Here is a 23,708-nt window from a genome sequence, read left to right as displayed (position 1 = left end):
ACTTCGCCAGGACCCTGAACCCAAGATCACCCAGCACTTCCTGTTGCCAACCGGCTGGCGCGCCACGCCACGCGGCGACGGCCGGTTCCGGAGCCGGTTGGGTGTGGTCAGCGGCGATGTGATGAAGAGTTGGTGGTACTTGCAGACGCGAGCAGAGCCAACGCCTGGGAAGCAACCGTCTAGCTGCCCCACGGACGCAGGCGCGGCAGCCAGCCGGGCACGGCGGCGCGGTACGTGTCGTACTGGTCGCCGAACTGGCGGTGCAGAGCCGGTTCCTCGTGCCAGCGCACCATCGCGGTGAACGCCACCGTCACGACGGCGGCGTAGACGAGCAGGATCAGCTGTCCCAGCACGAGTGCCTGGCCGATGATCAGCGACAGCACGGCGAGGTACATCGGGTTGCGGACGTAGCGGTAGAACCCGCCCACCACCAGGCGATCGGGCGGTGCGACCGGCGCCGGCGTGCCCAGACCCTCCGCCGCGAACCGCGCGAACGAGGAGATCAGCACCGCGAGTGCGGGCACCAGCAGGACCGCTCCGGCGATCCGCAGCGGTGGCCAGAACGGCTCCACCCGCCACCGGGTCAGCAGCCACGGCACGAGCCCGGCCACGCCGCCGGGCGCCAGCACGAAGAACGCGGCCGAGCCGAGTAACGCCTGTCGCCTCTCCATGGCGTACACCCTTACCCGCTTCGGCCCACTGCGGGTAGCTCTACAGCGAACCATTGGCCCCTGATTCACCTGGTCGGGCTACGGCATGAGTCACGAACGGGTTCGGCGCGTGAACGGTCAGGAATCAAGAAGCACCGCTGGTGGACCGGCGCCTAGCGTTTCCGGCATGACCTCAATCGACGCCATCACCCTCGAAGTCTCCGACCTCGCCGCCGCGGAAAGCTTCTACGCCAAGGCTTTCGGCCTCGGCTCCCGGCTCCGCCTGCGAGAGGCCCGGGAATCCAGCACCGGATTCCGCGGCTTCACCTTGTCTCTCACCGTGTCCCAGCCCGCCGACGTCAACGCGCTGATCGGGTCCGCGGTGGATGCCGGTGCGACCGTGCTGAAGCCCGCCGCGAAGTCCATGTGGGGCTACGGCGGCGTGGTGCAGGCTCCGGACGGCGCGATCTGGAAGGTCGCGACGTCGGCGAAGAAGGACACCGGGCCGGCCACGGGGAAGATCGACTCGATCGTGCTGCTGCTGGGCTCCACCGACGTGGCCGCGAGCCGCAAGTGCTACCTCGACCAGGGCTTCACCGTGGCGAAGAGCTTCGGCCGCATGTACGTGGAGTTCGCTTCGGCCGGTGACGTGAAGCTGGGCCTGTACCGGCGGCGCGCTCTCGCCAAGGACGCCGGGGTGGCGCCGGAAGGTTCCGGATCGCACCGGATCGTCGTGAACGGTGCCTCGCAGTTCACCGACCCCGACGGCTTCGCCTGGGCCGGGTCAGGGCAGGCGGGCGGCCAGCTCGGCGCGTGAGCTGATGCCGAGCTTCGTGTACACCTTGCGCAGGTGGTACTCGATGGTCTTCGGGCTCAGGAACAACGCCGCGGCGACCTCACGGGTGGTCTTGCCCTCGGCGAGCAGCAACGACACCTGCAACTCCTGCGGGGTCAGGGTTTCGCCCGGTGCGCGCCGCTGGATCGTCTCGCCGGTGGCGCCCAGCTCGATCGCGGCGAGGTCGGCCCACCGGACCGCTCGCAGGTTCTCGAACGTCTCGAGCGCGGCGTGCAGGTGCGGCCGGGCGTCGGCTCGCCGCCGGGCGCGGCGCAGGCGGGCACCGTAGGCGAGCCGGGTCCGCGCGGTCTCGAAGTCGTCCAGCGTCCGCGCGTGGAACTCCAGCGACGCCTCGAAGTGCTCGTCGATGTCCTTGCTGAGCATGCCGATCGCGCGCTCGGCCCGCCCCATCGCCCACGGCTGGCCCTTCGCGGTCGCCTCGTCCCGGTAGCGGTCGGCGATCTCGTGGGCGTCCTCGTGCCTGCCCAGCCTCACCAGCGCGTCGGTCAGCTCCGGTGCGGGGGACAGGTCCGGGTCGGTGAGCTGGAGCTCGTCCAGCAACCCGGCGAGCTCTTCCAGCTGTGCCAAGGCTTTCCGCGCGTTGCCCAGGCCGAGTTCGAGCTCTCCCAACGCGAACAACGACCACACCCGGCCGATGTGGATGTCGCGGGTGCGGCAGATCGGCAGTGCCTCGGCGACGAGCCCGCGGCACTGCTCCTCGTCGCCGAGCCGGGCCCGCAGCCACGCCAGCCCGGCCAGGCTCATCGCGAGGTCGGTCTCCTGCCCGGTCTCCCGCGCCAGCCGGGCCGCCTCGTCGTAGGTCGCCTCGGCACGCACCCACTGGTTCGTGGTGGCCTCGTCCCTGGCGACGTGGAACAGCAACGACGGCAGCGTCCCCACGGCCGCTTCCGCCCGCACCTCGCCGACGATGCGCCGCAGTTCCGCTCCCGAGGAGGCCTCGCGCAGGAACATGGGGCCGATCATCAGCCACGACAACCGGTTCCGGTCCGCCTGCAGCAGACCGGAGGCGGCGAGCAGGTCGACGGCGGCGCGGATCTGCCCGGCGCCACCGCGGTTGGCGAGTATTCGGGCACAGCCCGCCGCCATCTGGCCGATTCCCCGCGCCCGCGGGGTCACCACGCGGTCGAGCAGCGCCTCGATCTCGTGTGCCAGCAAGACCCCGGTCGTGGTGTCGCCGAGGTAGAAGCAGGCGTTCACCGCGTCGGCCAGCAGCACCACGCTGTCGTCGGCGCTGCCGGACCGATGGGCGGCCGCGCGGCTGAAGTCGCGGGCCTCGGTCAGCGAGCCGGTGCGGGCCGCGATCGCGCCGCGCAGTTCGAGTGCGTCGTCCCGGCCGGCCTCGTCGAGCAACGCGATGGCGCGCGACGTGGTGCCGGCCAGCCACGCCGACTCCGCTGCCGCCACGCACAGCTCGCCGTGCCGTTGGACGTCCGGGCTCAGCCGCGCGGCCCGTTCGTAAGCAGCGGCGGCGACGTCGTGCGCACTCCGTTCCTTCGCGCGCACGGCCGCTTGAACGAGATGATCGGCGACACGGGCGTCCGGTCCCAGTGTCGCCTCGGCGAGGTGCCAGGCGTGCCGGTCGGGGTCGTGCGGGCCGAACGTGTCCGCGACGGCGCGGTGGATCGCCCTGCGCTGGGCAGGCGCGGCGTCCCCGTAGACCGCCGCGCGGATCAGCGGATGACGGAACTCGACGCGGCCGTCGGTGATCTGGACGAGCTCGGCGTTCTCCGCCTCGGTCAGCGCGTCGACGTGGATGCCCAGCAGTCCGCACGCCCCGGCGACCACGCGCAGATCGTTGCCCGCCACCGACGCCACGGTCAGCGCCGCGCGGCCGGCCTCGCTGAGCGACCGCGCCTGCTCGGCGAACTCGTGGGCGAGCGTCGCGGACACGGGCAGCGGAGTCTCGGGTGAGACGTGGTCGAGCCGGTGCCCGGCCAGTTCGATCAGCGCGAGCGGGTTCCCTGCGGTGGCCTTGTGGAGGCGAGCGACGAGATCGGGCGAGACGGTCCCGTTGGAGCGGTTCGAGACCAGCTCTCCCGCGGCGGCGAGATCGATGCCGGACAACGGCAGCGCGGGCAGCCCGGGATCGGCGTCCCGTGAGGTGGCCAGCAGGACGATCGGATCCGCCGCGAGCCTGCGGGCCGCGAACGCCAGCGCGTCGGCGGAAGGCCGGTCGAACAGGTGCAGGTCGTCGAGCAGCACGGCGATCGGCCGCGTTTCGGCGAACCGGCAGAGCAGGCTCAGCGTGGCGGCCCCGACCGCGAACCGGTCACCCGCGGTGCCGGGGTGCAACGCGAGTGCCACGGACAGCGCTTGTGCCTGGGGCGCCGGGATCTCGTCGAGCCGGTCGAGCGCGGGCCGCAGGACCTGGTGCAGGGCACCGAAAGGGATCTCCCGCTCGGGTTCGCTGCCGGCCACCCACAACACGGTCATGCCGGTGGCGCTCTCGGCTGCCTTGCGCAGCAACGCGGTCTTGCCGACGCCGGGCTCACCGGTGAGGGCGAGGACGCCACCGCGCCCGATCCGGGCGCTCGCGACGAGCCGCTCGATCTGTCGACGCTCGGACTCGCGTCCCATCAGCACATCGGGGAGTGTAAGCAGCGCTCCGGCACTAGGTGGGGCACCTGATGCGACTGACCTGTTGGCGCTCATACGTTCCGACCCTCACAGGAGGGCAGGGCAGATGACCACGACAAGACCCGAGGTCGACACCGACAAGCTGATGCAGTTCGTGTTCCGCGCGGTCGACGAGGTGGGGGCCACGCTGAACGCCGCGCTCGTCGTCATGGGCGACAAGCTCGGCTACTACCGCGCGATGGCGTCCGGCGAGCCGATCAGCGCCGCCGAGCTGGCCGACCGCAGTGGCACCGCCGAGCCGTACGTGCGCGAATGGCTCAACGCCCAGGCTGCCGGGGGATACGTGACGTACGACCCCGGGACCAGCAGCTATGCGCTGCCGATCGAACACGCGGTGGCGTTGACGGTCGAGAACAGCCCCGCGTTCCTGCCCGGCATGTTCCAGATCGCGCTGGGCACCGTGCACGACGCCGGACGTGTGCTCGACGCGGCCCGCAGCGGGTCCGGGGTCGGCTGGCACGAGCACAACACGGACGTGCACGTGGGCTGCGAGCGGTTCTTCCGGCCCAACTACGAGGCCAACCTGATCGAGAGCTGGCTGCCCGCGCTGGACGGCGTGACCGCGAAGCTGCGCGCCGGCGCCAGGGTCGCGGACGTCGGCTGCGGGCACGGGGCATCAACGATCCTGATGGCTCAGGCGTTCCCGAACTCCACCTTCACCGGGTCCGACTACCACCCCGAGTCGATCCGGGTGGCGCGCGAACGGGCGGCGGCCGCCGGAGTCGGTGACCGCGTGACGTTCGAGGTGGCGTCCGCGAAGGACTTCGGCGGCACGGGCTACGACCTCGTGACGATGTTCGACTGCCTGCACGACATGGGCGACCCGGTCGGGGCCGCGCGGCACGTCCGGGACGCGGTGGCTGCCGAAGGCACCTGGATGATCGTCGAGCCGATGGCCGGGGACCACGTCGAGGACAACCTCAACCCCGTGGGCCGCACTTACTACGGCTTCTCGACGCTGCTGTGCACGCCTGCCTCCCTGTCGCAGGACGTCGGGCTCGCGCTGGGCACGCAGGCCGGGCCCGCGCGCATCCGGGACGTGGCGGTCGCGGGCGGGTTCACCCGGTTCGCCGGGGTGGCCGCGACGCCGTTCAACCAGGTGCTCGAAGTCCGGCCGTGACAGCCGAGCCGCGCCCGGTCCGCGAGGCCGACGAAACCGGGTTCGCCGAGCGGGCCGGGGTGCGGCTCGCGTTCCGCGTCTACGACAACCCGGGCAGGCCAACGGTTCTGCTGATGCCGACGTGGTCGATCGTGCCGTCGCTGCACTGGAAGGCGCAGGTGCCGTACCTCGCGCGGCACTTCCGGGTGGTCACGTTCGACGGCCGCGGCTCCGGCTCCTCGGATCGCCCGGTCGGCGGCGAGTCCTATGTGGACGCTGAGTGCGCCGCGGACGCCATCGCGGTCATGGACGCCACGGGGACCGGCAGTGCCGTGCTGGTGGCGTTGTCGCGCGGCGATGCGTGGTCGGTGCTGACGGCAGCGCACCACCCGGACCGGGTCACCGGCATCGTCGCCATCGCGCCGGCCAGCGCTTCGCTCATCGGCACGCTGGTCCAGGAGAAGCAGGCCTGGGAGTCGGCCGAGGGCGGGATCCAGTACAACCGGCACCACTGGCTGAACGGCGGCTACGACGAGTTCGTCGACTGGTTCTTCGCCAGGATGTTCTCGGAACCGCACTCCACCAAGCAGATCGAGGACGGTGTGCGGTGGGCGCGGCAGATCTCGCCCGCCACGCTGGCCGACACGACTGACGGGCGGCTCGGCTCGGAGTCCATTGAGGACAGTTGCCGGGCGGTGCGATGTCCCGTGCTGGTAATTCACGGAACCGAGGACCGCGTCCGCCCGCACGCGATCGGAGAACGGCTCGCCGAGCTGACCGGCGGTTCGCTGGTGCTGGTCGAGGGCTCCGGGCACGGCGTGCACGCGCGGGACCCGGTGCGGATCAACCTGCTGATCAAGGAGTTCGTCGACCGAGTGCATCCCACGGCGAGCCGCACCAGGTCGTCGAGGCCGATCAGCAGGCCGCCCCGCGCGTTGTACCTGAGCTCGCCGATCGGTCTCGGTCACGCCCGGCGCGACCTCGCGATCGCGTCCGAGCTGCGCAAGCTGCGGCCGGAGCTGCAGATCGACTGGCTCGCCCAGCACCCGGTCACCGAGATGCTCGGCCGCGCGGGCGAGCGGATCCACCCGGCGTCGGCGTGGCTCGCCACCGAGTCGGCGCACGTGGAGGACGACGCGGGCGAGCACGACCTGCACGTGTTCGAGACGTTCCGCCGGCTGGACGCGGTGCTGGTCAACAACTTCATGGTGTTCGACGAGGCCGTCGAGGGGTACGACCTGGTCATCGGCGACGAGGCGTGGGAGGTCGACCACTTCCTGCACGAGAACCCGCGGCTGAAGCGGAGCCCGTTCGCGTGGCTGACGGACTTCGTCGGCTGGCTCCCGATGCCCGGCGGTGGTGCGCGCGAGGAACGCCTGACCGCCGACTACAACCTGGAGATGATCGAGCAACGGGCCCGGTTGCGGCGGGTGCGGGACAGGTCGGTGTTCGTCGGCGACCCGGACGACGTGGTGCCGCTGCCATTCGGGCCCGGTCTGCCGGCGATCCGCGAGTGGACTCTGGAGAACTTCGACTTCTCCGGCTACGTCACGGGATTCGACCCGCCGGACGAGGGCGAGCGCGAGGCGTTGCGGCGCAGGATCGGTGTCCGGCCGGACGAGAAGCTGTGCGTGGTCACGGTCGGCGGTTCGGGGGTGGGGGAGTCACTGCTGCGGCGGGTGCTCGACGCCGTGCCTCTCGCGCGAAAGCTGGTGCCGGGCTTGAGGTTCCTCGTCGTCACCGGGCCGCGCATCGATCCGTCGTCGCTGGGCCGCGACCGGGACGTGGAGGTGCGCGGGTACCTGCCGGACCTGCACCGCTATCTCGGCGCCTGCGACCTGGCGGTGGTGCAGGGCGGGCTGACCACCTGCATGGAGCTGACGGCTGCCCGGCGTCCGTTCATCTACGTGCCGTTGCGGAACCACTTCGAGCAGAACTTCCACGTCCGGCACCGGCTCGAACGGTATGGCGCGGGCCGGTGCACGACCTACGAGCAGGTGGTGGATCGGGAGGTCCTGGCCGCCGCGATGGCCGAGGAGATCGGGCGCTCGCCGTCCTACCGCCCGGTCGAGTCCGATGGCGCTTCCCGTGCGGCCGCGTTGCTCGCCGACCTGATCTAGCAAACTGGCCCAGGTCGCGCCCGTAGCACTTTCGTAAGCCCTGGGAGCAGGCATGGCGTGCACCATCATCTGATGGACTACAGCGACCTCAAAGCCGTCTTCATCAACTGCACGCTCAAGCGGTCCCCCGACCGCAGCCACACCGAGGGTCTGGTCGACATCAGTCGCGCGATCATGGAGAAGCAGGGTGTCGGGGTCGAGGTGATCCGCGCGATCGACCACGACATCGCCACCGGAGTGTGGCCCGACATGAGAGAGCACGGCTGGGCCACCGACGCCTGGCCGGAGATCTACGCACGGGTGATGGCCGCCGACATCCTGGTGATCGCGGGCCCGATCTGGCTGGGCGACAACAGTTCCGTGACCAAACAGGTGATCGAACGGCTCTACGCCTGCTCGCACCTGCTCAACGACGCCGGGCAGTACGCCTACTACGGCCGGGTCGGCGGATGCCTGATCACCGGCAACGAGGACGGCGTGAAGCACTGCGCGATGAACGTCCTGTACAGCCTGCAGCACCTCGGCTACACCATCCCGCCGCAGACCGACGCGGGCTGGATCGGCCCCGCCGGGCCCGGACCGTCCTACCTGGACCCGGGATCCGGCGGGCCGGAGAACGACTTCACCAACCGCAACACCACGTTCATGACGTGGAACCTGCTGCACCTGGCCAGGATGTTGAAGGACGCGGGGGGCATCCCCGCGCACGGCAACCAGCGCGCCGGCTGGGACGCGGGCTGCCGGTACGACTTCGACAACCCGGAGTACCGCTAGTCGTGCGCCACAATGTCGTTCATGGCAGATCCCGGACCCAGACCGCTGACCACGCGGGCGATCGTGCTCGGCGGCCTCGCGGTGCTGGCGGTCGGCGGACTGATGCTGACCCTGCTGCTCACCCTGTACGGCGGCGGGTCACCTCAGGACCAGGCGCACCTGGACGCCGTCCGGACCGCGGGCACGATCGTGGTGGGCACCGGGGGAGCGGTCGCGCTGTTGCTCGCCGCGCGCCGGCAACGGTCGGCCGAGCTGACGTTGAAGCATCAGCAGGAGACCGCGCGCCAGGCCGAGCACGACGCGATCGAGCGCCGCATCACCGACCTGTACACGAAGGCGGCGGACCAGCTCGGCAGCGACAAGGCGCCCGTTCGCCTCGCCGGCCTCTACGCCCTCGAACGCCTCGGCGTGGCCAACGCCGAGCAGCGGCGGACGATCATCAACGTCATCTGCGCCTACCTGCGCATGCCGTTCGTGGACGACCGTGAAGAGGCGCAGGTGCGGATCACCGCGCTGCGCATCCTGCACGCCCACCGGCGCGGCGACCAGCACTTCTGGAGCGTGTCGATCGACCTCGACGGCGCGAACCTGGCCGGGTCGCGGCTGCCGCGCTCGAAGTTCGCGTGGGCGACCTTCGAAGGCGCCGACCTCAGCCGCGTCGACTTCACCGGCAGTGACCTGTCGAACGCCGACCTGACCCACGCGACGCTCGTCGACGCCGATTTCACCGGGGTCGACCTGAGCGGTGCCAGGCTCGACCACGCCGACCTGACCGGCATCGTGCTCAAGGACGCGGTGTGGAACGAGGAGACGGTGTGGCCCGGACCGGGTGGCCCGCCGGTCAGCTGAACTCGACCAGGTACGCGAGGACGGCGACCACCCGGCGGTGCTCCTCGACCGCGCGCTAGGTGCAGGTAGCGTTCGAGCCTCTTCGCTCGCGTGCCGTGCCCAGGTGGGTGCCGATCGCCGCGCTCACGATCGTGATCCCCGGCAACGGCCTGGCCGGGTTGCTGACCAGCATCCCGATGGCGGCAGGGGATCGGGCTGGGTTACTGCGCCTGGCGGTCGTCGGCCGCGGCGGTCTGAGTGAGCACGGCGACGGTTTGTTCCAGCCCGCGCTGCACCTCGTCGTCGTCCGCCTCACGGACGCTGTGCAGGCTCACCGTGATCCGCGACCGGCCGGGCGACAGCTCGTCGATCTGCAGCTCGCCGTGGTAGTCGTCCGGGCCCTCCGCACCCCACTCGAGCCGGCGGTGCGTGGCGTCCGGACGCACCCACGCCTCGGCGTCCACGTGGTGGCCGTGCACCTCGGCCTCCACGTGGACCTGTTCGCCGCCCTCGGGCTCGGCGGCGGTCATCTGCGGGAAGTAGCGCGGCAGGTTGCGGGGCTCGGCGAGGAAACCGAACAGCGTGTCGGCCGCGATGTCCGCCTCAGCTGTGTGCGTGTACGTCGTCATGGCGCTCGGGGTACCCGGCCGGGCGGCCCACCAACACGTCCCGGGTCCGCGCCAGCTGCTCGTGCCAGCCGCGCTGATCACGGCGGAACACCGGCACCACGAAGGCCCCGGCCACGAACAACACCACGACGACGAGGTCGACCGGGCCGAAGCCGATCATCGGCGACAGGACGACCGCGTAGGTCACGAACCCCGTGACGCCCAGCAGTTCCCGCAAAAGCAGCCGGGCCGGGTTGGCACGAGAGCCGTCCAAGGCGCGAACCCGGTAGTCCAGCAGCACTCCGCCGACCGTCATCCCGTTCGCCGCGGCGGGAAGCAGGACGCGGAACACCACGAGCAGGCTGATGGCCCAGCGCGGATCGGGCAGCAGCTTGGCGGCCACGATCACCAGCACGAGCTCGGCGATCAGCCCGAGCAGCCGGCGTGGCAAGGAAACGGTGCCGAGAGGCGAGGTCGAGTCCTGCGAGGACGGCAGCCGGGGCACCACGAGCGCGACCGGTGCCAGCATCCAGCCCAGCAGTGCGCCGAAGGTGTTCGACATCAGGTCGTCGACGTCGGCGATCCGGTACGGGCACGGGTAGTAGCCGAAGTTCCCGGTGTACTGCACCACTTCCACGGCCAGCGAAACACCGAGACCGATGGCGATGACGGCGAGCGGGCCCTTGCCGTAAGCCTTGCGGAGCACCACTCCCAGCGGCACGAACAGCACGACGTTGAACAGCTGCTGCAGGAACGCCTGCGACCGCACCATCGCCACGATGCCGGAACGCCCGTACGCCGCCATGTTGTTGTTCATGTCGGTGACCCACTGGAACGGCACGGTGGACAGCATCTGGTCGCCCTGGCACACCTGCGACCGGTCCGGGAACGGCAGGAAGATCAACGCCAGCGCCACTAGTCCGTAGAGCAGCAGGCCGTACAGCACGAACGCCCGGCGCGGCTCTACCCGCCCGAAACGCCAGTAGTGCAATGCGACCAGGGGAATGAGCACCATCAACCCGATGCCCACGAACGCCAGGAAGCCGGTCCGTGCGGTTTCCCAGTACGACGCCATCATGAGCCGTCCAATGCCCGTGGCATCACCATTCCAAACCACGGCCGCGAAAGTTGCGTCTTACGGACGCAGCGGGCGCGGCCGGTCAGTCCCCACAGGCACGCGGGGACTGACCAGTGTCACCTAGGGCGTGACCTTCGCGTTGGTCAGCCCCTTCTTCGCGCCCGTCACCGTGTTGGACGCGTGGACGACGTTGGGCTTGCTCGTGCACTGCGACAACGTCGTGATCTTGATCGCGTACTCGCCGGACCCGCCGAGGTCGGACTTGTTGTTCTTCCAGGTGTTGCCGCACCCGCTCGCGCTGCCGGTGATCTGGTGCGTCTCGTACCCGTTGGCCAGCGTGCCGGGCTTGCGGAACGTGCCGGTGTTGCCGTCGAACAGGTAGCCGGAGCCCTTCACGTCCACCCACGAGTCTGCGGAGTGCTCACCCGAGATCCCGCTGCCGTTGAAGGTGTTGCCGCGGATCACGCCGCCGGCCGTGCCCTCCTTGATGTCGATGTGCTCGGCGGTGACGTTCGGGCCGATGGTGTTGTTCAGCACCTGGACCCGGTCGGACTTGTCGATGCCCCCGCTGTTGCCGTGACACTCCCAGTTGGACTCGGCCGATCCGATGTAGACACCTTCGCCGTACCCGGTCTGCACCAGGCCGGTGTCGGTGACCTTGGAGTTGCGGATGACGCTGTCGGCCGAGGACTTCCGGAAGTGCACGCCCTCCTCGTCGACGTGGTGCACAGTCACGTGATCGATCACCGTGTGGTGCGAGTTGTCCGCGACGATGCCCTTCTTGGACTGCGCGACCGTGAACCCGGTGAGGTTCCAGTACGGCGCGTTGACCAGCCAGAGCCCGTAGCCGGAGTCGAACCCCGGTGCGGGCGCTGGGCAGTCCGGCGGGTCACCGGCCGGGCCGTCGTTGATCAGCACCGCGGTCGCCGGGCCGGTCAGCGTGATCGGCTTGGCGGACGTGCCGGCCTTCTGCGTCAGGAACGCACCGTGGTACGTGCCCACCGCGAGCGAGATCGTCTGGCCGGGTGTCGCGGCGGCCAGGGCCGCCTTCAGCTGGGCCGCGGTCGAGACGTTGACCGTGTCCGCGGCGAGTGCGGTGGGCGTCCACTGCGTCGCCAACGCGACCGCGGCGGCGAATGCCCAATACTTGTTGGTGGACAAGGAAACCTCCGAAGCTGGGTAGAGGGACGGAGGTCAGGGAGCGACGAAGTTGCCCGACAGGATGATCAGCACCTGCAGCGTGATCCCCGTGCCGTAGTAGTCGTTCTTGTCCGGGCTGAACTTGGTGATCTGCGTGAACAGCTTGTCGAGCCACGCCTGGCTGCCGGGGTCGGTCATCGCGGCCACGGCGAACGGCGCGGTGAAGCACGGGTGCTGGCCCGACTCGGTCGCGGAGCCGCTCAGCTTGTAACCGGAACCGATCTTGGCCGGGTCACCGCCGGTCTTGGTCTGGATCCACGAGTTCATCTTGCGGACCTGAGCCTTCGCCGCGCTGCCCTCCGCGGTGATCGCGTCCGCGCCGAGCCGCCACGGGTCGCGGCACGCGTTCCAGCTGTAGGCGCCGTCGTAGGAGCCTTCCAGGAAGTTCGCCGGCGCGGGCTTCGGGGTGCTGTTGGTGTTCACCACGAAGTCGGGCAGCAGACCGGTCGAGCTCGCGTACTGCGACTGCAGCTTGGTGACGGCGTTCTCCGAGGTGCTCAGCACGCTCGACCAGGTCGAGTCACCGGTCGCCTTGGCGAACGCCCGGAAGTGGCCCGGCATCCAGTCCGAGGTGCGCGAGCTGGTGTTGTACTTGCCCTCGTTGCCCCAGTCGCCGAGCAGCAGGAACTTCGTGCTGCCGTTGAGCTCGGACTTCTTGATGGCGTTGATGATCCGCTTGGCCTCGGCCAGGTAGTTCACCGAACCCGAGGACCCCCACACCTTGTCCGCGATCAGCAGCCCGTACGCGATCTCCAGGTCGCCATCGGTCGCGGAGTCGCCGCCGTTGACGCTCTTGCAGTTCGAGTCCTGCTCGGCCGCGTGCAGGTCCTTGTTGTTGACCGACGGGTGCGCCTTCACGAACTTCAGGATGCCGTCGAAGATCGCCCGCGCCTGGGTGTCCTTGCTCCCCATCATCGCCGCGATCGTCATGCCGTAACCCTCGCCCTCGGCGACGTAGGCGTGGTCGGCGTCCTTCGAAAGCACGGCATAAGTACCGGAACCGCACTTGGTGCTCAGGAAGTTGGTCTTCCAGAAGTTCCAGTACTTCATCAGCGCCGCGTCCTGCGTGGCCTGGTCGGCCGACGGGCGCAGCGTGCCGGGGACGTAGGGGGTGGCGGCCTGGGCCGCGATCGCCGAATGCGTGGTGATCAGACTGGTGGCCGCGACGGCGGCCAAAGCCAGTGCTTGCAGGGTTTTGCGCATGAGCCCCTCACTCGCTGAGAACGGATCTCGTTGCAGGGCGGCGATTTCCGTGAGAGTCGCATACGTCTAGACCTCTGGTCAATATGATAGGAAACTTTACATACTTAATTCGAAATGCCTGTTATGAACGATTTGCACAGGGCTGCGCATTCAAGTACGAGAACGCGTTCACGCCACCGCGCGGAGCTTGTCCGGGTTCATCATCCACATCAGCTGGTCGATGCGGTCGCCCGACGTGACCACGTTGACCACGCAGAACGGCGTGCCGGCGCGGCTGACCACGGCCGCGAGCCGGCCGTTGACCTGAGTGAGCGCCACCGACGCACCGGGCCAGAACGTGGCGGAGGCCGTCCGGACGACGTTCGCGACCATCGACCTGCCGACGAGCGGGATCTTCGAGGCGCCGCGGACCTTGCCGTTGCTGTCGGCGCAGCTCACGACGTCCTCGGCGAGCAGTTGCTCCAGCGCGGCGAGATCTCCGTTCTGCGCTGCGGCGATGAACGCTGTCAGCAACCGGCGTTGTTCCTCGGTGCTGACGGTCGTGCGGCGTTCGGTGGCGAGGTGTTTGCGCGCCCGGCTGACGAGTTGGCGGGCCGACGCCTCGCTCGCCTGGATGATCTCGGCGATCTCGTGGTACGGGTAGTCGAACGCCTCGCGCAGCACGTACGCGGCGCGTTCGGTCGGCGTGAGCTTCTCCAGCAGCACCAGCACGGCGACCTCCAGCGCGGCGTCCCGTTCGGCGCCGAGCTGCGGGTCCGCCGAGGTGTCGACGGGTTCGGGCAGCCACGGGCCGATGTAGGTCTCGTGGCGAGCCCGTGCGGTCTTGCCCGCGTTGATCGCCAGCCGGGTGGTGATCGTGGCGAGGAACGCGGCCGGGTTGCGCACCTCGGCGTGGTCGTAGTCCTGCCAGCGCAGCCAGACCTCCTGCAGCAGGTCGTCGGCGTCGAGCGCGCTGCCGAGCATCCGGTACGCGATGCCGAACAGGCGCGGACGGGCGGCCGAGAACAACTCCAGAGCGGTCACCCACTTACGACAAGGCAGCCCTGCGAGTTGTGACACGCGGCTGTCACAACTCGCAGGGCTGCCTTGTCCTGGTTGTGGACACCCGACCCCACCACCGAGACGAGGCTCCACAATGGACACGCTCGACGATCTCCGCCGCCACCTGCAATGGGCGATCGAGCTCGAACACGCGACCATCCCGCCGTACCTGTGCGCGTTGTACTCACTCGACCCCGGCCGCAACGCCGAGGCCGCGCAGGTCGTCGGCGGCGTGTTCGCGGAGGAGATGCTGCACCTGGCCCTGGCGGCGAACCTGCTCAACGCCGTGGGCGGCGAGCCGAAGCTCGACACCCCGGAACTCCTGCCGCCGTACCCACATCCGTTGCCGCACGGCGACAAGTCCGTGCACGTGCACCTCGCCCCGTTCGGCCCGGACGCGCTGGAGCTGTTCCTGCGCATCGAGCAGCCCGCGTCGGCGGACGCACCGGCCGAGACGGACGGGTACGAGACGATCGGGCAGTTCTACGCGGCGATCGAGGCCGGCATTCGCGCGTTGTGTGAAGAGCTCGGCGAGGAGCAGGTCTTCTGCGGCGACCCTGAGCGGCAGATCGGTGAGTTCCACCTGCGCACCGCGGGTGGTTCGGTGCTGCCGGTGCACGACCTGAAGTCCGCCCTGGCCGCGCTCGGCGAGATCGTGGAACAGGGCGAGGGAGCCGCGCGCACCGACGTGTGGGACGGCGACCGGGACGTCTTCCACCCCGACCGCGAGGAAGTGGCGCACTACTACCGGTTCCAGGAGCTCAAGCACGGCCGCCGCTACCAGACCGGCGACACCCCGCAGTCCGGGCCGACCGGGGAGCCGATCGTGGTCGACTACGACGGCGTGCTGCCGATGCGGCCCAACCCCCGCACGGCGGACCACCCGGAAGGCAGCGAGATCCGCGTCGCGCAGGAACAGTTCAACAACGCCTACTGCCTGCTGCTCTACCAGCTCGAAGAGGTGTTCAACGGCAACCCGGCGCAGCTCGGCGCCACTGTCGGCACGATGTACCAGCTGAAGGGGCTGGCGCAGGGACTCATGAAGGCGGGCGCCGGCCCGACGTTCGAATACGTGCCGGTGGACGAGCGTTCTTAGGCCTTGCGCATGCGGAGGTAGGCCCAGCCGACGAGCACGGCCGCCACGGCGGTGAGCAGCAGACCGCCCGTGGTGACCGCGTTCTCGAACTGGGCGGTCTGCGCTCCCGTCCAGCCGGGCTGGGCGATGGTGCCGGTGAACATCAGCGCGAGGACGGTGCCGCTGACGGCGACACCGGCGGCCGAGGTGACCTGCGAGGCGGTGTCGACGAGCGCGGCGCCGATCGAGGTCCTGTTCTCCGGCAGGCCTTTCAGCACGTTGACGCCCGCGACGGCACCGACCACGCGGATGCCGGCGGCGACCAGGACGAGGGCTGTCGCGACGGGCAGGTACCCGAGACGACCGAACAGCGCGTAGACGGCCAGCCCGGCCACGGTGACCGCGCCGCCGAGCCATGCGGCCCGGTCGAGGCCCGCCCAGCGCACGAACCGGTTGACGAACGGGCCACCCGCGATCAGCACGACGACCTGCGGCAGCATGCCCGCGGCGGCCAGCGCGGGCGACCACTGCCAGTCGAGCTGCAGCTGGAGCGTGACGAGGTAGGTGAGACCGGCCGCCGCCAGCCCGGTCGCGGCCTTGTACGCGAGGCCGCTGGCGACCAACGGGCGGGCGACGAGCTTCAGGTCGAGCAGCGGGTGACTCGCCGAGCGCGCGCGTACGACATAGAGGAACGCCATCGCGATCGTCAGCGCCAGAGCCGTCCACGTCATCCACGATCCGGCGCCCTGCTCGACGAAGAAGGTCGGCACTACCAGCGCGAGCACGATGGTCGCGGTGCCGAGCACGCCGCCGAGCACGTCCGCGGGGTCGCGGTGGAGCTCGGTGTCGGCGCCGATGCCGCGGCTGATGCCGATGAACGCGAACACCGAGATCGGCACGTTGATCAGCAGCAACGCCTGCCACGGCGCGACCGTGAGCACGAAGCCGCCGAGTGGTGGGCCGACGGCGAGACCGACCAGGCCCACGGTGGAGATGAACGTCATCGCCCGCACGCGCAGGTCGTCATCGGCGAACAACCGGAACGCCAGCGCGATCGAGCCGGGTGTGGTCATCGCCGCTGCCACGCCCATGAGCGACCGCACGGCGATCAACGATGCCACGGACGTGACGAACACGGTCGCCAGGCTCGCGACGCCGAGCAGCACCAGGCCGACGAGCATCACACGCCGCCGTCCGAACCGGTCCGCGACGGCGCCGAACACGAGCATCAGGCCGCCGAACACGACGGCGTAGGAGTTCGAGACCCACTGCAAGGCGGTCGTCGAGGCGTTCAGGTCACGGCCGATCGTGGGCAGCGCGACGTTGAGGATCGAGTTGTCGAGCATCTCGAAGAGGAACACCGCGGACAACCCGGCGAGGGCGATCCACGCTTCCCGCAGCGACCGCGGGGAGGTTTGCGTAAGCACGAACACTGTTCTACGGACGAACAGTGTTCGTGTCAACTGGTAGGGTAGGTGACATGAAGCGGAAGAGCTCGTCGCGGGAAGAGTGGGCGGCCCAGATCGCGGCGCTGGACGCGGCACCGGTGCGCAAGGAACCGATCACGGTCGACCGCATCGTCACGACGGCGCTCGCCCTGGTCGAGACCGAGGGGTTCGCCGCGCTGACCATGCGCCGGGTGGCCGCCGCGCTCGGTACCGGCCCGGCCTCGCTCTACGCGCACGTGCGGAACAAGGCCGAGCTCGACGACCTGCTGATCGGCACCCTGAGCAGGAACGTGTCGCTGCCGACGCCCCACGCCGGACGGTGGCGCGCGCAGTTCGCCGACGTCTGCGGGCAGCTGCGCGACCAGTTCCTGCGGTATCCGGGCATCGCGCAGGCCGCCCTCGCCGCCGCCCCGGCCAACCTGGACACGCTCCGGATCACCGAGGGCCTGCTCGCGATCCTGTTGAAGGGCGGTGTGGCACCGCGGCCGGCGGCGTGGACCATCGACGCCGCGCTCCTGTACGTCAGCGCCTACACGGTCGAGGCGTCACTGCGCCGTCACCCGGACCGCGACGAGGACAGTCGCGTGGTCGACCGGGACGAGATCCTGGCCCGGCTGCGAATGCTGCCGGTGAGCCGGTTCCCGCACACGGTCGAGCACGCGGACGAGCTGAACTCGGGCTCCGGCCACGAGCGGTTCGAGTTCGCGTTGCAGCTCATGCTGAAAGGGTTGTGATCACTTCCGCTTGGCGTAGTCGGACTCACCCTGCCAGTCGATCAGCACACAGGGTTCGTCGCCGACGACCCAGGCGTCGTGCCCCGGTTCGGCGGTCATGAAGTCACCAGGCCCGATCTCTTCCTGCTGACCGTCGTCCATGACGATCTGCATCCGGCCCGAGACGCAGTAACCCTTGTGCGCCACCATGCAGCTGTCGGTCTGCGCGATCGGCTTGACGTGTTCCGACCAGCGCCAGCCGGGCTGGAAGACGGCACGGCCGACCGGGCCCGAGTCGATGTTGAGCAGCTCCAGCTGACCCATGCCCTGTTCGAAGGGACGGGTCTCCTCTGGCTTGTCGAAGCTTTTGACGAGCAGACCGGACATGGCCCACCTCCTAGGAGTGTCCGTCGAGGACAACACGCGCAGGGCCCTGGGCGCGCGTGGCACACGACCTGTTCGATAGGGCCGAACGGACATAGCTCCGCGTCCGTGTATCAGCGGTGTATCGGCCGTGGATGAGGCCCCCGGACGCTGTGGGAGCAGCGCAGACAGCGAAAAGGGGATCTCATGCGGTTCAGCAAACTCACCTTCGCGGCCATCGGCCTGCTGGGGGCTCTCATGGGCACCGCCGCTCCGGCCGGCGCGGCCACCGGGGAAGCGTTCACGGCCACCGGGTCCGACATCACCATCCAGCAGACGGCGGCCGGTGCGGTCAAGTGGATGTCCGACCGCAACGGCAGCACCGCCTACGAGGGCTACTGCGAGCGCGCGGTCCGCCTGGCGTGGAACCGCACGACGCACCACGCGTCGGCGATCGAGCACTGGCGGTCCTCCGACGGCGCCCGGCACACCACCGGCTTGCCGCCCAAGGGCGCGTTCGTCTTCTGGGACATCAGCCAGTACGGCCACGTGGGCATCGCGGACGGTGCGGGCGGCTTCTGGTCGACCGACGTCAACAACAAGATCGGCCACGCCAGCTCGACGTCGCACTTCAGCCACTACCTCGGCTGGAAGCCCGGCAACAGCAATTGATCCAGTGACCCCGCCGCGCGCGCGAGGGTGCGCAGCGCGGCGGGTTCGCCTTCCCGGTTCCCGGTGCGGCGGTAGGTTTCCAGCGCCTGTTGCACCAGGTCGTGCGCCTGCTGCGGGTGACCGTTCGAGATCAGCGCCTCGGCCAGCTCGACCTGGGCGAACGCCGTGCACCGCTCGTCGGTGAGGTCCATCAGGATGGACACGGCCCGGCGTGCGCTGACCAGTTCCTCGTCGTGCTCGCCGGTGCTGCGGTAGAGCGCGGAGAGCCGCACCAGCACCAGAGCCTCCCGGTGTGCGTCACCGAGATCCGCGGCCAGCCGGCGGGCACCGGTGAGCCATTCCCGTGCGTCGTCAGGCTTGCCGAGCGAGCCGAGCACCCCGCCGATCGAGGCCCGCACGTGCGCGACGGAATGCAGGTCGCCGGCGGATTCCAGCAGCCGCAACGCTTCGGCGTAGAACTCCAGCGAGCGCTCGTGTTCCGCCCGCAGCCGGTACACCACACCGATGCCCGCGACGGCGGTGCCCTGACCGCGTTCGTCACCGACCGAGCGATAAAGCTCTTGTGCCGCAAGCAGTCCCTGCTCGGCCTCGGCGAACTCGTTGCGGTAGATGTGCACCTGGCAGATGCCGCGCAGCAACGCCGCCTCGCCCGCTGTGTTCCCGGCCGCGCGAACGCTCTGCAACGCCCGCGCGTGCGTGCGCGCCCAGTCCTCGTAGTGGCTGTGCAGGTCGAAGAACGGCACACAGGCCGCCGCGAGCTGCCACGCCACGTCGTCCAGACCCGCGGCCGCCGCGATGTCCACCGCGCCGCACAACGTCCGCCGTTCCGCCTCGAACCACGCGACCGGCTCGGCGAGCAGGTGTTCCGGTGCCGGTACCGGGTCGACCGAGCAGATCGTGGTGCCGAACGTGACCGGTAACCGGCGTGCTGCCGTGACCGCGAGCCACAGCCACGCCCGCAACGTCCGTTCGAGCGCGGCCCGCCCGTCCGGCAGCGAATGTTCCAGCGCGTGGCAGCGCAACAGGTCGTGCAGCCGGTAACGCGGCTGGCCGATGCCGTCGGCGCCGTTGGACTCGAGCAGGTGAGCGTCGACCAGCCGGTCCACGAGGTGCTCGGTGCCCGGCTCGTCGAGCAGCGTTTCGACGACCCAGCCGGGGAAGTCGTGCGGCCCGAGCAACGCCAGCCGTACGAACGCCTGGAACTCGCGCTCGGGCAGCTGACGGACGCTCAGGTCGAAGCTCGCCCGCACCGCCAGCTCGCCGGAGCTCAGCTCGCGCAGCCGGGTCGACTCGTCGATTAGCCGTTCGCGCAGGACCTGCATCGACCACCCGCCGCGCCCGGCCAGCCGGGCACCCGCGACCCGGATCGCCAGCGGCAGATGCCCGCACGCCGCCGCGATCGCCGCGGCCTCGTCGGGTTGCGCGCTGACCCGGTCCTCGCCCGCGATGCCCGCGAGCAGTTCCGCGGCTTCCGACGGCGCGAACGGCGGCAGCTCGACCTGCAGCGCGCCGGGCAGCTCCGCCAGCCTGCGCCTGCTGGTGACCAGGACCGCGCACCCGGCGTCGGCGGGCAGCAGCGGCACGACCTGGCTCACCGAGGCGGCGTCGTCGAGCACCACCAGGACCCGGCGTCCGGCGAGCTTCGAGCGGTAGAGCGCGGCCCGGGCGGTGACCTGCGCGGGCAACCCGGCGCCGGTGACTCCCAAGGCGTGCAACAGTTCCGTGAGCACCTCGCTCGCCTCGCGCGGGTGGTCAGAGGTGCCGCCGAGCTCGACGTAGAGCTGGCCGTCCGGGAAGTGGTCACCGACCTGGTGCGCCACCCGGATCGCCAGGGTCGACTTGCCGACCCCCGGTGGCCCGGTCACGCCCGCCACCGGCGCGGACACCGAAGCCCGCCGCAACGCCGCGACCAGAGCCCCGGTTTCCGTGGTGCGGCCGCAGAAATCGGACACGGAGGGCGGTAACTGGCGAATGGGCGCGGCAGCTGGAACGTCGCGCAGGACCGCGAGCTGGGCCTCGCGCAACGCCGGCCCCGGCTCCAGACCGAGCTCGTCCGCGAGCCGGGCGCGCATGTCGGCGTAGACCTGCAACGCCTCGGCGCGCCGGTTGTCCTGATGCAACGCGATCAACAGCTGACCGCAGACGCTCTCGCGGTAGGGATGCTCGGTCAGCAACGCCCGCAGCTCCGGGATCGCTTCGGCACTCTCGCCCTGCGTCACCTGCAACGCGAGTCGTTGCTCGGTCGCCGAGAGCCGGGCCTCGTCGAGCCGGGCGATCGCGGGCGTCCACGCGTCGTGGTCCGGCAGGTCTTCGAGTGGCCGGCCACGCCAGAGGGATTCCGCCTGCCGCAGCAAGTCCAGCGCCGCGTCCGGCCTTCGGCGGGCGTCCGCGACCAGCTCGTCGAACATCAGGCTGTCGAGCTCGGCGGGGGACAGTTCGAGCACGTAGCCGGTGCCGTGGGTGCGCAGCTGTTCGTCGAGGAGCTGGCGCAACTGCCAGACGTAGGTGCGGACGTTCTGGACCACCGACCGCGGCCGCGACACGGGCCACAACGCCTCGACGAGCTGGTCGAGCGAGACACCGGTGTTCACGTGCAGCGCGAGATGCGCGAGCAGGGCCCGCTGCTTGACGCCGCCGAGGCTCTCCCTGCGACCGTCCCGCCAGACCTCGAGCGGGCCCAGCAACCGCACGCTCAACCCGCTGATGATGGCTCCTCCGCTCCCCAGAGCTGCTGCGCGCGGGAGGATATCCGCGGCCGGCGGCTCGACGCAGGTGTTCGCGGAAGAAGGCGGGCACACGGCTGGGTTGCGGCCTGATCCGGTACCGGTGGGCGTGGTTCCGCCCGGTGAGGTGCCCGGGAGATGCGCGCGTTCGAACCTCAGCGTGACGTGTAGGCGGCCGGCGTGGTGCCCGTCCACCTGCGGAACGCGCGGATGAACGTGGCCGCGTCCGCGTAGCCGAGCCGCAGCGCGACCTGCTCGACGCTCAGCCGGTGCTCCGCCATGAGCTCGATCGCCCGCGACCGCCGGGCCTCGTCGACGAGCTGTCGCAGGGATGTCCCTTCCTCGGCGAGATGCCGGCGCAGGGTGCGGGGTGACAGGTGCAGGTGCGCGGCGATCAGGCCGCCGTCGGTCACACCGTCGGCGATGATCGCTCGCACGTTCCGCACCACGCGCGGGGAGCGACGTTCGAGCAACAGCGAGCGGCACGCGCGTTCGCAGGCCGTCCTGGTGAGCGGATCAGCCTGGGGCAGCGGGAGGTCGAGCACCGCGGCGTCGGTGACGATCGCGTTGTGCGGTGCGCCGAACTCCACCGGTGCGCCCAGGGCTTGTGCGTAGTCGACGGACGTGGGGGAGGAGCGGAGTTCCACGCGCATCGACGGTGGTGGCTCGTCGAGGATGGTGCGCAGCATCCCGATCGTCACGGCGATCTCCCGTTCGACGAGGAACGGCCGCAGCTCCTCGTGATCAGGCCCGTCGTCCACGATCAGCTGGGCCTCGTCGCCACGCACCCGCATGCTCAACCCGGTGACCGCGTAGGTGAGCGGCAGGTAGCTCAGCCCGAACTCGACTGCGCCCCGCACGGTCGGGCAGGTCAGCAGTGCGAACCCCCAGACCCCGTAGGCGCGCAACGAAAGCCGCTCCCCGACCGCGAAGCCCACACCGGGCGCGTGACCGGTCCCGGTGACCAGGTTCGCCGCCACGGCCAGTTCCTGCGCCCCGCTCACCACCGAGTCGCCGTGCAGCATCTCCGGCGAGATTCCCGTGCTGTGCAGGCATTCCCGCGTGTCCACCCCGTGCTGCGCGCCCACTTCCACCATCGCGCGCACTCCGGCGGTGCCCCTGCGGAACCCGGGTGGTTGGCCGGAAAGGTCAACACGTCGGCCGCGAGGGCCATCAGGCGCCACCGTCTTTCTCCCTACCGTCGAACCAGGCTGAGGGCGCCGGTGCCCGAATCCGATCCCACGATAGGGGCGGCCGGGTCACCGACCAGCGGCATCACCCGGACGCCGATGATCCAGAAGGAGCACCATGACCCGCACAGTTCTGGTGACAGGCGGCAACAGGGGCATCGGCCGGGCGATCGCGGAGGCGTTCCTCGACGACGGTGCGCACGTGGCGGTGACGCACCGCGGCGGAGACTGCCCGGACGGCGCGTTCGGAGTGAAGTGCGACGTGAGAGACCGCGAGCAGGTCGACGCGGCGTTCACCGCGGTGGAAGCGGAGCTGGGGCCGGTGACCGTGCTGGTGGCCAACGCCGGCATCACCGACAGCACGCTCATCACCCGCATGACCGAGGACAGGTTCAGCTCGGTGGTGGACACGAACCTCACCGGCGCGTGGCGGTGCGCCCGCCGCGCCGCCACGCCGATGGTGCGCGCCCGGCACGGCCGCATGATCTTCATGTCCTCGGTGGTCGGCATGTACGGCAGCGCCGGCCTGACGAACTACGCCGCCAGCAAGGCGGGCCTGATCGGCCTGGCCAGGTCGCTCGCCCGCGAGCTGGGCAGCCGGGGCGTCACGGCGAACGTCGTCGCGCCGGGCTACGTCAACACCGACATGACCGCCGCGCTGCCAGAGCAGTACGGCAAGCAGTACCGCGACGCGATCCCGTTGCGCCGCTTCGCCGAACCCTCTGAGGTGGCGTCGACGGTGGTGTGGCTCGCGAGTGAGGGCGCCCGATACGTGACGGGTGCGGTGATCCCGGTCGACGGCGGCCTCGGGATGGGGCACTGATGTCCTCCGTGCTGTTGATCGACGACGAAGTGCTGGTGCGCAGGGGGTTCCGGCACGCTCTGGAGGAAGCGGGCGACCTCTGCGTGGTGGGCGAGGCGAGTGGACTGGCGGAAGGCCTGCGGCTCGCGCAGCTCCGGCGGCCACAGGTGGTGATCACCGCGGATGTCTCGGACCTGGCTCGGTTGCGGGTCCTGGCCGGTGGCGTGATCGCGTTGGCGGGGGAGGGCAGTGACGCGCGGCTGCACCAGGTGCTGACCGACGGCGCTCGGGGGTTTCTGCTGAAGCGGGCGAGCCACGAGGAGCTGCTCGCCGCGGTGCGGGCGGTGGCTCGGGGGCACGCGTATCTGTGTGCCGAGGTGACGGGACGGTTGCTCGACAGGTTCGAGATCCTGCCCCCGCCCGAGGAGGTGGATCGCGGGCTGGGGTTGTTGAGCGAGCGGGAACGGCAGGTGCTCGCGCGGATGGCGCGTGGGCGCAGCAACGACGAGATCGCGCGCGAGCTCTACCTGACTTGTGCGACGGTGAGCTCGGAGACGCGGCGCCGCAACACCTCCTGCGGGGTGGGGCCGAGGAAGTGGCTCGCCAGGACGCGGTCGAGGTTCTCCAC

The 23,708-nt window shown here is 70.1% G+C and carries 21 protein-coding genes; 10 read left to right on the top strand and 11 right to left on the bottom strand.

Annotated elements, in window-relative coordinates; all coding sequences use genetic code 11:
• Positions 1–179 precede the first annotated feature (179 nt).
• On the bottom strand, positions 180–671 hold the full coding sequence (locus ABZX92_RS24720; protein WP_355563721.1) for an isoprenylcysteine carboxylmethyltransferase family protein: 492 nt from the start codon (positions 669–671) through the stop codon (positions 180–182).
• Between the two features lie 166 nt (positions 672–837).
• Between ABZX92_RS24720 and ABZX92_RS24715 the strand changes: the two genes are divergently transcribed.
• The gene (locus ABZX92_RS24715) at positions 838–1,467 is read left to right on the top strand and encodes a glyoxalase (RefSeq protein ID WP_355563718.1); all 630 of its coding nucleotides are present in this window, start codon (positions 838–840) and stop codon (positions 1,465–1,467) included.
• On the opposite strand, the gene ABZX92_RS24710 is transcribed toward ABZX92_RS24715, so the two are convergent.
• Positions 1,435–4,083 carry an AAA family ATPase gene (locus ABZX92_RS24710; RefSeq protein ID WP_355563772.1) on the bottom strand — a complete coding sequence of 883 codons (2,649 nt, stop codon included), beginning with the start codon at positions 4,081–4,083 and terminating at the stop codon, positions 1,435–1,437. The two genes, ABZX92_RS24715 and ABZX92_RS24710, sit on opposite strands and share 33 nt — an antisense overlap.
• Positions 4,084–4,189: 106 nt before the next feature.
• Here ABZX92_RS24710 and ABZX92_RS24705 point away from each other — a divergent pair, with 106 nt between their 5' ends.
• The 4 genes from ABZX92_RS24705 (at position 4,190) to ABZX92_RS24690 (ending at position 8,985) form a co-directional block, all read left to right on the top strand.
• Positions 4,190–5,263, top strand: coding sequence for a class I SAM-dependent methyltransferase (locus ABZX92_RS24705; protein WP_355563715.1), 1,074 nt, complete (start codon positions 4,190–4,192; stop codon positions 5,261–5,263).
• Complete coding sequence (locus ABZX92_RS24700; protein WP_355563712.1) at positions 5,260–7,362, top strand: alpha/beta fold hydrolase; 2,103 nt, start codon at positions 5,260–5,262, stop codon at positions 7,360–7,362. Before ABZX92_RS24705 ends, ABZX92_RS24700 begins: the two co-directional genes overlap by 4 nt.
• Positions 7,363–7,434: 72 nt before the next feature.
• Positions 7,435–8,136, top strand: coding sequence for a flavodoxin family protein (locus tag ABZX92_RS24695; protein WP_355563709.1), 702 nt, complete (start codon positions 7,435–7,437; stop codon positions 8,134–8,136).
• A gap of 21 nt (positions 8,137–8,157) precedes the next feature.
• Positions 8,158–8,985 (top strand): pentapeptide repeat-containing protein, encoded by an 828-nt coding sequence (locus tag ABZX92_RS24690; protein WP_355563706.1) that lies wholly within the window; start codon positions 8,158–8,160, stop codon positions 8,983–8,985.
• 200 nt (positions 8,986–9,185) lie between these two features.
• Here ABZX92_RS24690 and ABZX92_RS24685 read toward each other — a convergent pair whose 3' ends face one another.
• The 5 genes from ABZX92_RS24685 to ABZX92_RS24665 form a co-directional block, all read right to left on the bottom strand.
• Positions 9,186–9,593: an SRPBCC family protein gene (locus ABZX92_RS24685; protein ID WP_355563703.1), complete on the bottom strand. Its 408-nt coding sequence runs from the start codon at positions 9,591–9,593 to the stop codon at positions 9,186–9,188.
• On the bottom strand, positions 9,568–10,689 hold the full coding sequence (locus ABZX92_RS24680; protein WP_355563700.1) for a VanZ family protein: 1,122 nt from the start codon (positions 10,687–10,689) through the stop codon (positions 9,568–9,570). The genes ABZX92_RS24685 and ABZX92_RS24680 overlap by 26 nt, the downstream gene beginning before the upstream one ends.
• An 81-nt stretch (positions 10,690–10,770) precedes the next feature.
• Positions 10,771–11,811: a right-handed parallel beta-helix repeat-containing protein gene (locus ABZX92_RS24675; RefSeq protein ID WP_355563697.1), complete on the bottom strand. Its 1,041-nt coding sequence runs from the start codon at positions 11,809–11,811 to the stop codon at positions 10,771–10,773.
• A gap of 33 nt (positions 11,812–11,844) precedes the next feature.
• Positions 11,845–13,053, bottom strand: a complete 1,209-nt coding sequence (locus tag ABZX92_RS24670; RefSeq protein ID WP_355563695.1) for a glycosyl hydrolase family 8 — start codon at positions 13,051–13,053, stop codon at positions 11,845–11,847.
• Positions 13,054–13,221: 168 nt separating this feature from the next.
• Positions 13,222–14,076, bottom strand: a complete 855-nt coding sequence (locus ABZX92_RS24665) for an RNA polymerase sigma-70 factor (protein WP_355563692.1) — start codon at positions 14,074–14,076, stop codon at positions 13,222–13,224.
• A gap of 112 nt (positions 14,077–14,188) precedes the next feature.
• Between ABZX92_RS24665 and ABZX92_RS24660 the strand changes: the two genes are divergently transcribed.
• A complete protein-coding gene (locus ABZX92_RS24660; protein ID WP_355563689.1) occupies positions 14,189–15,190 on the top strand; it encodes a ferritin-like protein in 1,002 nt (333 codons plus the stop codon).
• Here the strand turns inward: ABZX92_RS24660 and ABZX92_RS24655 are convergent.
• Positions 15,187–16,596, bottom strand: a complete 1,410-nt coding sequence (locus tag ABZX92_RS24655; protein ID WP_355563686.1) for an MFS transporter — start codon at positions 16,594–16,596, stop codon at positions 15,187–15,189. The two genes, ABZX92_RS24660 and ABZX92_RS24655, sit on opposite strands and share 4 nt — an antisense overlap.
• A 53-nt stretch (positions 16,597–16,649) precedes the next feature.
• Here ABZX92_RS24655 and ABZX92_RS24650 point away from each other — a divergent pair, with 53 nt between their 5' ends.
• On the top strand, positions 16,650–17,351 hold the full coding sequence (locus ABZX92_RS24650) for a TetR/AcrR family transcriptional regulator (RefSeq protein WP_355563683.1): 702 nt from the start codon (positions 16,650–16,652) through the stop codon (positions 17,349–17,351).
• Here ABZX92_RS24650 and ABZX92_RS24645 read toward each other — a convergent pair whose 3' ends face one another.
• The gene (locus ABZX92_RS24645) at positions 17,352–17,717 is read right to left on the bottom strand and encodes a cupin domain-containing protein (protein WP_355563680.1); all 366 of its coding nucleotides are present in this window, start codon (positions 17,715–17,717) and stop codon (positions 17,352–17,354) included.
• 183 nt (positions 17,718–17,900) lie between these two features.
• Here ABZX92_RS24645 and ABZX92_RS24640 point away from each other — a divergent pair, with 183 nt between their 5' ends.
• Positions 17,901–18,365: a hypothetical protein gene (locus ABZX92_RS24640; RefSeq protein WP_355563677.1), complete on the top strand. Its 465-nt coding sequence runs from the start codon at positions 17,901–17,903 to the stop codon at positions 18,363–18,365.
• Here the strand turns inward: ABZX92_RS24640 and ABZX92_RS24635 are convergent.
• Both ABZX92_RS24635 and ABZX92_RS24630 read right to left on the bottom strand, forming a co-directional pair.
• Positions 18,332–21,055, bottom strand: coding sequence for a BTAD domain-containing putative transcriptional regulator (locus ABZX92_RS24635; protein ID WP_355563769.1), 2,724 nt, complete (start codon positions 21,053–21,055; stop codon positions 18,332–18,334). The genes ABZX92_RS24640 and ABZX92_RS24635 overlap by 34 nt on opposite strands.
• 188 nt (positions 21,056–21,243) lie before the next feature.
• On the bottom strand, positions 21,244–22,185 hold the full coding sequence (locus ABZX92_RS24630) for an AraC family transcriptional regulator (RefSeq protein ID WP_355563674.1): 942 nt from the start codon (positions 22,183–22,185) through the stop codon (positions 21,244–21,246).
• A 211-nt stretch (positions 22,186–22,396) separates the two neighbouring features.
• Between ABZX92_RS24630 and fabG the strand changes: the two genes are divergently transcribed.
• The gene (fabG, locus tag ABZX92_RS24625; protein ID WP_355563671.1) at positions 22,397–23,101 is read left to right on the top strand and encodes a 3-oxoacyl-ACP reductase FabG; all 705 of its coding nucleotides are present in this window, start codon (positions 22,397–22,399) and stop codon (positions 23,099–23,101) included.
• Positions 23,101–23,708: response regulator transcription factor (locus tag ABZX92_RS24620; RefSeq protein ID WP_355563668.1), on the top strand; the 608-nt coding region annotated here is incomplete at its 3' end. The genes fabG and ABZX92_RS24620, both read left to right, overlap by 1 nt.

The organism is Lentzea sp. NPDC006480 (genome assembly GCF_040611995.1).
Lineage (GTDB): Bacteria > Actinomycetota > Actinomycetes > Mycobacteriales > Pseudonocardiaceae > Lentzea.
This window is presented reverse-complemented; position numbering and strand designations above follow the sequence as displayed.